This window comes from Pseudomonas sp. AP19 (assembly GCF_001728855.1).
In the GTDB taxonomy this organism is placed as follows: Bacteria; Pseudomonadota; Gammaproteobacteria; order Pseudomonadales; family Pseudomonadaceae; genus Aquipseudomonas; species Aquipseudomonas fluorescens.
The window spans coordinates 20,402-30,143 of the sequence record NZ_LXJP01000075.1; the positions used below are offsets into that span (position 1 = coordinate 20,402).

At 57.7% G+C, this 9,742-nt stretch carries 7 protein-coding genes; 5 read left to right on the forward strand and 2 right to left on the reverse strand.

Features of this window, described 5'->3' with window-relative positions:
* Positions 1–47: 47 nt before the first annotated feature.
* Together A7D21_RS30815 and A7D21_RS30820 are read right to left on the reverse strand one after the other, a co-directional pair.
* Positions 48–2,051, reverse strand: coding sequence for a hypothetical protein (locus tag A7D21_RS30815; protein WP_069553502.1), 2,004 nt, complete (start codon positions 2,049–2,051; stop codon positions 48–50).
* 108 nt (positions 2,052–2,159) lie between these two features.
* Positions 2,160–4,157, reverse strand: a complete 1,998-nt coding sequence (locus A7D21_RS30820) for a hypothetical protein (protein WP_256556921.1) — start codon at positions 4,155–4,157, stop codon at positions 2,160–2,162.
* Positions 4,158–4,392: 235 nt separating this feature from the next.
* On the opposite strand from A7D21_RS30820, the gene A7D21_RS30825 reads away from it, so the two are divergent.
* The 5 genes from A7D21_RS30825 (at position 4,393) to A7D21_RS30845 (ending at position 9,573) form a co-directional block, all read left to right on the forward strand.
* Positions 4,393–5,451 carry a LacI family DNA-binding transcriptional regulator gene (locus tag A7D21_RS30825; protein ID WP_069553503.1) on the forward strand — a complete coding sequence of 353 codons (1,059 nt, stop codon included), beginning with the start codon at positions 4,393–4,395 and terminating at the stop codon, positions 5,449–5,451.
* Between the two features lie 87 nt (positions 5,452–5,538).
* Positions 5,539–6,321, forward strand: a complete 783-nt coding sequence (locus A7D21_RS30830) for a sugar phosphate isomerase/epimerase (RefSeq protein ID WP_069553504.1) — start codon at positions 5,539–5,541, stop codon at positions 6,319–6,321.
* On the forward strand, positions 6,314–7,255 hold the full coding sequence (locus tag A7D21_RS30835; RefSeq protein ID WP_069553505.1) for a sugar kinase: 942 nt from the start codon (positions 6,314–6,316) through the stop codon (positions 7,253–7,255). The genes A7D21_RS30830 and A7D21_RS30835 overlap by 8 nt, the downstream gene beginning before the upstream one ends.
* Before the next feature lie 45 nt (positions 7,256–7,300).
* Entirely contained in the window at positions 7,301–8,599 is a 1,299-nt protein-coding gene (locus A7D21_RS30840) for an MFS transporter (RefSeq protein ID WP_069553506.1), read from the forward strand.
* Positions 8,596–9,573: an NAD(P)-dependent oxidoreductase gene (locus A7D21_RS30845; RefSeq protein ID WP_053256367.1), complete on the forward strand. Its 978-nt coding sequence runs from the start codon at positions 8,596–8,598 to the stop codon at positions 9,571–9,573. Before A7D21_RS30840 ends, A7D21_RS30845 begins: the two co-directional genes overlap by 4 nt.
* Positions 9,574–9,742: the final 169 nt, after the last annotated feature.

Below are 9,742 nucleotides of genomic sequence, written 5' to 3' on the forward strand. Positions count from 1 at the left end.
CCTCCCCCTTCCTGAAAAGGGGGAGGCGCTGCGGATAGCTCTTTTTATCAAGGCGTGGTAGGGGTTACTATTTCCTTATCACAATACGCATTGACGACGACTGAACGCCCACCGACCGACGCAAAACCACGCCCTACCACCCCGTCGGCAAAAGTCGTGGTGACGGTGACTTCCAACGTGCCTATGCGCAGATAAATAAGTAGAGCGCGATACGGTAGCCTGAACGTGTAACCACTCAGGCGGATAGCGTCCGTTATATCAACGTCAGTACTAAAGGGCTGTGTTACTAACGGTGTACCGGTCCGGGGCCTGAATACCTTGGCGTTCAGAGTCAGTTTTCGCCCAACCACCATCCGTGTGTCCCCCGCCACAAAGAGCTCAAGGTAATGGTCAGGCGGCGTTGTCCCTGGAATGTCTACCAATGAAGTGCATCTCACCTCACCGGAAGTGAGTCGCTGGAATACAGGGGCAGGCAGGGCCTGAGTAATCGCGCCTATAACATCAACCGGGGTGGCGGGTGATATATTCGGGTTGGTTGTGCCCGGCCCTGTAACGATGTAATGAAAGAGCTGTTTGACATTACCGCCAGGTTCAATAGCGCTCCATGGAATTGTAAACTTGAGCGTTTCACCCGGGAGCAACGTACCGATAGGTTGTGGAGGCTGGATGATGGTGCCATCAGGCCTCACAAGATTAATCATATAGCCCGCTTGAGGAGGCGCACCCGTGGTCCATATATCGACCTCTACATTGACGGGCAGATTGGCGTCAACGTCTTTTAGTGTGTCCTGCCCGCTCGGCGGGGTGCCTCGACCAAAAAAGCGCGCTGGGGTCAGATTTATATTAGGTGTTCCTGGCTCTCCGGGATTGACCGGCCCTGGAACACTTAAATCGACATTGATCACTTTCGGGGTCGAGGGGAATATTTCGCTGCCACGAACGACTCGGTAGAGCACAGTGACCGGTTGCGGCCCTACCTGAGCGCCATATTCAGCACGAATCAATGCGTTGAGGGCGGCGCCCTTGAACACCACATCGAATGCCGTAGCCGGCGTCAGAAGGCTATAAGGCTGCGAGCCCCATTTAATCTCAATTTGATCCAATGTGGGTTGGTGGTTCGTGAAAGCTCTTACCCGCGCCTCAATCACTTCTTGATAGTCAGCGTTGTCCAGTAAATCATCGGTAGTTCCCGATTCTGGGCTCGGCGCCAACGGGATAAAAATTTGTCCTTGGCCCGGTGGATCCAACACCGACACCTTCAGAAGTTCAGCACTGGAGGGCAAACTCTGGTTACCGGATTTGTCTGTGAGGATGTAGTACAAGTACTGGGTAGCGTCAGCGGTGAACGCTGATGTCGGAAATGAAAACGGAGTGTTGGCAGCGCCCAACATTGGGAACGGGGACCCTACCTTATATTTGTCATCCTTGTTAAACATGTCTGGCCCAAGGAACAACTGAACCATATCACCGTCCGCAAACTGGCCGACCGCCTCGGTAAAGTTATTGGGCAGTACATTGCCAGGGATGGTTGGATTATTGGCAATGTAGGTACTGGTAAGCGGCGATGGCAGCGTAGACGGCAGGACTACTTTCAGCGGGGGTTTGCTATTGCCATCATTGACAGACCGATAGGGACCATACCTATCAACAATAAAGGGTGCCGGATCCGAAAATTCAGAGGGGTCCCCTGCGACGCCCCCCAAGTCCTCATAAATGACGTACCGCATTTCTTCATGACGGTGCAAAAAACCGCCACTAGGGGCTGTGATAACAATAGGAGTAAGAATATCTTCAGCCACATTCAATTGAGCTTTTTTCTTCATGACTCCCCAATCGGCATCCGGTCGATTGAGGTCTCTGGATTGGACTTCAATCCAATACTCAGGCGCTGAAAACTGACCCGTGTAACACATAAGGGTAATTCCAGTATCTGCCGTCGCTGTTGCAACAAGGCCCGTGTCATCCAGTTTCTCTACCAATATCGGTGCAGGCAGAGTGGGATTAATGGCGAGAATAGCCGCAGCATCTCTCGCTGATATTTTATCAACCATTTCATAGTCTCCTTAATTGCTTGATATGCACAAACTGGTAAAAAACACATCGACAACGCGTTAATCACTTACGATTTCATTAACGCGCCGGCGACTAAAACAACCTGATTATTTTTCACCTGGCCCTATGCCGTTCGGTCCACAGTAATTACCCGTGCTAAACTTCCGATCAATTTGCACATAGGCTATCGCTGACGTGCCGATCAGAATCTTATTTTGGAATACGCTGTAACGTGCCGAACCGCCGGCGAAATCACTCAACGGCCTGATCAACGTTTCATACTCTGCCGCCGTTATCTGGAAGCGATAGACTGTATTTGGCTTGCCATCAGGGCCGGTGCCCCACTTGAATTCAAACGTGTCGGCAGTGGACGGAATTGGGTTACGGTCGGGATAATTCCTGAAACCCTGCAATGACAATACGATGACATCGTTCGGCTGCAGTACCTGTGGGCTCGGATCAATCAACACTTCAACAACCTGCCAAATCGGTGGTTTGGTATTGCAATTAAGAATCCGATTAGGGTGTTGTAACGACTGAGGAAAACTCGGCCGTGGATAGTTGATGGGCGGTGCAAGACTGACAAAAACAGTTTGATCAGGGGACAACTGCTGGTTTACCCCATTGTCCGTCTGATAGTTCACAAGGGTCGTCGCATTACTGCCACCGGCCTGGACCACCGACCAGGGAATCAGGTTGTCGAAGTCGACCACTCGCCCTCCGACATCACCTGCTTTGACAAGATAAGTCGCAACCGGCGCCGCCTGCCCCGGCCAGTAAAGTAAGGCACGCTCGCCCACTAAGGGGTTGTCGAACAAGGCAAAGGAAGCTCTCACCGGCTTGTTGGCATCGCGGCTGTCCAAACGATTGGGGGTCGCGGAGACCGCGCCTTGGATGTTGACCAAGGCTAATTGACGGTTCAGCAGTGCGGGCGCCTGAGGGTTTTCCTGGCCCGCGATCGTCATGTCCACGGTGACGAGCTTCAGCGGCGAGCGTACGCCCGGGCCGACGGTATCTCCCGCACGAAGAATGAAGTAACGCACCGGCAAATTAATAATTCGGCGCAGGTTCGCGCCCTTGGCGATCAGTACGCTCCAATCCACGACGACCGAATGGGGCAACCGGTTGACCGTTGTCGCAGGGAGCCTGATGCCATCCCACTCGACAACACACTGATCACCCGGCAACAGGTTGTCATACTGACGCACTCTCACCGAAACAATACCGCGGGCGTCCTCTCGATTAATCAACAGATCGGACTCATACGCCGGCACTTCAGGCGGTGACAGATTGGCAGGCAGCGCATTCAGACGCAGCTGGGTCTTGGCGGAAAATGAGTAACTCGATAGATTGCCGACTTTGTCTTGTAAGCGGTAAATGAAATGAAGCTCCGAAAAAGCGGAGAACTTACGAATTTCCGCCACCGGCATCTGTATAGTCATTGGCCCGCTGACAGCCACAAAAGACTGCCGATGATTGGGCGGACGTGACACCGTTGCTTCAGTGTCGTTTAAATAGCCGAGCACCGTATCACCTGTTTTTCGATCAAGGTAATCGCCGGGGATGATAATATCCAACGTCTGATTATTACTAAGATCAAACTCGGTAATGGGGTTATTAACAAATGTTGCAGCCGCCAAATCTTGGCCTGCCCCTGGAGCGGCTCGATCAATAATGATTGTGGACACAGGTGAGTATTCGAATGACGGGTTATCCAACTCAAGCGGGTGAACGCGATAAAATATATCCACCACGGCGTTGTTCTGAAAATAATCCTTAGGAATACTGGCTTTATCATAAGGAAAGCTAGCCTCCGTCAGAGGCCCGGACAACGCTATGGGTCCGATATCGACAGGCTGACTACCACGCACATGCCAAACAATATATAGCCAGTCAGTTTCGTTTTCCCCAGCCAGAAACATCCACGGTGTATCAATAACCACCGGAATGTCTTTGAATGATAACTCCAGGGGAACCAGCCCATCGGGCAGAACACCAACAACCTTAAGCGGAGCCAATGTCGGCGTAGCGGATATACCGACGGGCACGGTGCTGGTTAAACCTTCGGCATTATTGCCGTTATTATCCACTAACGTTTTTTCCATGGTGTTCTCCGCTAACTCGGCGATTAACTATTACGCATTGCGTTAAGCAGGATTCAATACCCAATTGCGGTGAGCCGATACTGTCAGATTTCACAGGTAACACCTCCGTTCGTCGGGTTTGGCCACACTGAGCGGACGTGCTTAAAGCGAAATACACTTGACGGGCTTTCATTGTTGAGGTCTCCTGAAACCGGTTTCACAGCATCACCACCTCCAATAAGAAAGGCCTGCCACCGTGACTTCTTTTTCCGCCGCCCAGCGCAGCCGCGTGACCATGCTCGACGTCGCCGAACGCGCCGGGGTGTCCAAAGCCAGCGTGTCGCGCTTTATCGGTGATGACCGCGCCTTACTGTCCGACGCCATTGCCTTGCGCATCGAACAGGCGATCAGTGAGCTCGGCTACCGCCCCAACCAGATGGCGCGCGGTTTGAAACGTGGGCGCACGCGCCTGATCGGCATGCTGGTGGCCGATATCCGCAACCCCTATTCCATTGCCGTGATGCACGGCGTGGAAACCGCCTGCCGCCAGCACGGCTACAGCCTGGTGGTGTGCAACACCGACCGCGATGACGAGCAGGAGCGCCAGCATCTGGCTGCGTTGCGTTCGTACAACATCGAAGGGTTGATCGTGAACACCCTTGGCCATCACCTCGACCAGTTGCTGGAGTTGCAACGGGAAATGCCGCTGGTGCTGGTCGACCGCAAGGTCGAGCCGCTGCACAGCGACATGGTGGGTTTGGATAACTTCGCGGCGGTACGCATGGCCGTGGAGCATCTCCAGCAGCAGGGTTATCGCGATGTGTTGCTGGTGAGCGAAGCCGCCGATGGCACCAGTTCCCGACTGGAACGCCAGACCAGCTTCAAGGCCGAGATTGCCAGTCGCCCGGGGTTGACCGGCGCGGTGCTGGAACTCGATGCCGAGCTGGAAAATCGTCTGCAGGCCTTTCTTGCCAACCCCGGCCCCAAAGCCTTGTTCTGCGCCAACGGTATCGCCGCCCTGGCCTGTACCCGCGCGCTCAAGTCGTTGGGCTGCAACCTGTTTGATGAGGTCGGCCTGATCGCCCTGGATGACCTGGACTGGTACCCGCTGGTAGGCAACGGCATCACTGCCCTCGCCCAACCGACCGAAGCGATGGGCGCCAGCGCCTTCGACTGCCTGCTCAAACGCTTGCGCGGCGATGACGCGCCGACCCGCACACTGGACCTTTTGCCGGAACTGATCATTCGCGGCTCAACTCAATCCCCTGTGGAAGCCGGCTTGCCTGCGATCGCGGCTGCCCAGCCGACGCAGTAATCGACTGATTCAGCGCCATCGCCGGCAACCCCGTTCCCACGCGTGTTTTGTGAATAAAAATGAAACCGGTTTCAGAGGTAAACAACAATGCATAAATACCCCGTCTCCATCAGCCTCTCCAGCTACGGCGCCGACCTGGTTCGCCAGCAGGGCCAATTGAGTTTTGTCACGTTGCTCAATGCTGCCGGCGCCCAGCGCATCGAATGGCGTGAAGAACTGCTGACCACCGAACAACCCGCCGTCCTCGCCCAGGCCGCCGCTGAGCACGGCCTGGAATCGGTGTTTTCATCACCGCTGGAGCTCTGGGTCGCCGGGCGCGCCCAGCCGAATGCCGAACTCGCCGCCACCCTGGACCGCGCGCAAGCATTCGGCGCACGCTGGCTGAAAGTCTCCCTCGGCTACTTCACCGACACCAACGACCTGCAAAGCCTGCACGCGCTGCTCAACCGTCACCCGGTCCAGTTACTGGTGGAAAACGACCAGACGCTGCACGGCGGCCGTATCGAACCGATGCAGCGCTTCTTCACCGAGGTTGAACGCCTGGGTCTGCCGGTCAAAATGACGTTCGACGTCGGCAACTGGCAGTGGCAGGACCAATCCGCAGTCACCGCCGCCCGCCTGTTGGGCCGGCACGTGGACTACCTGCACTGCAAGGCCGTGGCGCGGCGCCAGGACGGCAAGCTGGTGGCCTTGCCACCCAGCGCCTGCGACCTGCACATGTGGGAACAACTGCTCAAGCATATGACTCAAGGTATTACCCGGGCCGTGGAATACCCGTTGCAAGGCGAAGACCTGACCGACGTCACCGCGCAACACGTCGCCGCCCTCGCCCTCCTTGGCCAGCCCCGTGCGGAGAATGCCCATGTCTGAGATCGATATCCTGTCGTTCGGTGAAACCATGGCGATGTTCGTCGCCGAACAGACCGGCGACCTGGCCGAGGTGGCCCAGTTCCACAAACGCATTGCCGGGGCCGACAGCAACGTCGCTATCGGTTTGTCGCGCCTGGGTTTCAATGTCGCCTGGCTGAGCCGGGTCGGGGCTGACTCCCTCGGGCGGTTTGTCATCGACACACTGAAAAAGGAAGGCCTGGATTGTCAGCATGTGACGGTCGACCCGCTGCACCCCACCGGTTTTCAGTTCAAGTCCCGCGAAGAGACTGGCGCAGACCCGCAAGTGGAGTATTTCCGCAAAGGCTCGGCCGCCAGTCACTTGTCGATTGCCGACATTCGCCCCGCACTGCTGCAAGCGCGGCACCTGCATGCCACCGGTATTCCGCCGGCCTTGTCCGAGGCCACCGGCGAGCTGTCCGTGGCGCTGATGACGCAGATGCGCAAAGCCGGGCGCAGCGTGTCATTCGACCCGAACCTGCGCCCGTCCTTGTGGGCCAACCAGCCGCAGATGATTCGCCAGATAAACGCCCTTGCACGCCTGGCTGACTGGGTCTTGCCGGGCTTGAGCGAAGGCCGCTTGCTCACGGGTTTCGACGACCCGGCCGACATCGCCGCCTTCTACCTCGACCAGGGCGCCGAAGCCGTGGCCATCAAGCTTGGGCCGGATGGCGCTTACTTCCGCACCCACATGGACCAGGGCTTTGTCGCCGCCGTGCCGGTGGAAAAAGTCGTCGACACCGTCGGCGCCGGGGATGGTTTTGCCGTCGGCATGATCAGCGCCTTGCTCGACAACCTCAGCTTCCCCGAGGCCGTACAGCGCGGCAACTGGATCGGCAGCCGCGCCGTACAAAGCCGCGGCGATATGGAAGGCCTGCCCACCCGTTCGGCGTTACCCACTCGATCCGTTGCATGACCCACACCCTGTTGCCACAACTACAACAAGCTCAGGAGCAACCCCATGGATACCTTGAAACTCGCCACCCGCCGCTGGTGGTACACCATGCCCATCGTCTTTATCACCTACAGCCTGGCGTACCTGGACCGCGCCAACTACGGCTTCGCCGCCGCCTCCGGGATGGCCGAAGACTTGATGATCACCCCCGGCATGTCGTCGCTGCTGGGGGCGCTGTTCTTTCTCGGTTACTTTTTCTTCCAGGTGCCGGGGGCCATCTACGCGCAGAAACGCAGTGTTAAAAAACTGATTTTCGTCAGCCTGATCCTGTGGGGCGGCCTGGCCACCCTGACCGGGGTGGTGTCCAACGCCTATATGTTGATCGCCATTCGCTTCATGCTCGGGGTGGTGGAAGCCGCGGTGATGCCGGCGATGCTGGTTTACCTGTGCCACTGGTTTACCCGTGCCGAACGCTCGCGGGCCAACACGTTCCTGATCCTCGGCAACCCGGTGACCATGCTGTGGATGTCGGTGGTGTCAGGTTATCTGGTGCAGCATTTCAGTTGGCGCTGGATGTTTATCATTGAAGGCCTGCCAGCCGTGATCTGGGCGTTTATCTGGTGGCGCCTGGCGGATGAGCGGCCCAAGGATGCCCAGTGGCTGAGTGACGCGCAGAAGCAGGACTTGGAAACCGCCCTGGCCGCCGAGCAAGTCGGCATCAAGGCCGTGAAAAACTACGCCGAAGCCTTTCGCTCGCCCAAGGTCATCATCCTGGCGTTGCAGTTTTTCTGCTGGAGCATCGGCGTGTACGGCTTTGTGCTGTGGCTGCCGTCGATCCTCAAAGCCGGTTTGCAGATGGACATGGTCGAAGCGGGCTGGCTGTCCGCCCTGCCTTACCTGGCAGCCGTCATCGGTATGCTCGCAGTGTCCTGGGGCTCGGACAAGCTGCAAAAACGTAAACGTTTTGTGTGGCCGCCGTTGCTGATCGCGTCCATCGCTTTCTACGCGTCCTACGTCCTGGGCGCCGAGCACTTCTGGTGGTCCTACACCCTGCTGGTGATCGCCGGCGCCTGCATGTACGCGCCTTATGGCCCTTTCTTCGCCATCGTCCCGGAGATCCTGCCGGCCAACGTTGCCGGTGGCGCCATGGCGCTGATCAACAGCATGGGCGCGCTCGGCTCGTTCGGTGGTTCGTACCTGGTGGGTTATCTCAATAGCAGTACCGGTTCGCCCGGCGCCTCCTACCTGCTGATGAGCGGCGCATTGATGTTCGCCGTGGTGCTGACGATTTTCCTCAAGCCCGGCGCCAGCGACCGTGAGCGCGCGCCGTCGCCTACGTTTGAATTGAAGGTAAAAACCCAATGAAGAAGTCTGTCGTTTTATACAAAAAACTCTCGGCGCCATTGATGGCCCGCCTGCACGAGCACGCCGATGTCACCCTGATCGACGCGCTGGACGAGCCCGGCCTGGCCAGGTTGCGTGACGCCCTGCCCAGCGCCCATGGGCTGCTGGGTGCGAGCCTGCGCCTGGACGCCGAGCTGCTCGCTCTGGCGCCCCACCTGGAAGCAGTGGCCAGCGTCTCGGTCGGTGTCGACAACTACGACATCGACTACCTGACCCAACGCGGCATCCTGCTCAGCAACACCCCGGACGTACTCACCGAAACCACCGCGGACACCGGCTTTGCGTTGATCCTGGCCACTGCCCGTCGCGTGGTCGAACTCGCCGACATGGTGCGTGCCGGCCAATGGAACAAAAACATCGGCCCCTCGCATTTCGGCAGCGACGTGCATGGCAAGACCCTGGGCATTATCGGCATGGGCCGCATCGGTGAAGCCCTGGCCCAACGCGGGCATTTCGGTTTCGGCATGCCGGTGATCTACCACAGCCACTCGCCCAAGCCGTTGGTAGAAGCGCGCTTCGGCGCGCAATACCGCAGCCTCGCGGCGTTGCTCAAGGAGGCTGACTTTGTCTGCCTGACGCTGCCGCTCACGGCTGAAACCGAAAAACTGATTGGCGCTGAAGAATTTGCGCTGATGGGCCCCGAGACGATCTTTATCAATATTTCTCGGGGCAAAGTCGTCGATGAAGCCGCGCTGGTCGAGGCCCTGCAGCAACGTACGATTCGCGCGGCGGGCCTGGATGTGTTTGAGCGTGAGCCGCTGAATCACGACTCGCCGTTGTTGCGCTTGAATAACGTGGTGGCCACGCCGCATATCGGTTCGGCGACCCACGAAACGCGGGAAGCGATGGCCCGTTGTGCGGTGGATAATCTGCTCGCGGCATTGTCGGGGGAACGGCCGAAAAACCTGGTGAATCCGGCAGCCTGGAAACCCTGAATCCCGAGCGCTGAACAGGTTCAATGTGGGAGCGGGCTTGTCGGACCGCCGAACCGCTGCGATAGCATCAACTCGGTGTACTTAGTGGACCGAGGTGTCTGCATCGCAGGCAAGCCAGCTCCCACAGAAAAGCAGAGCACTGCGGTGCTGGCAGCTAAACTCGGTCAAA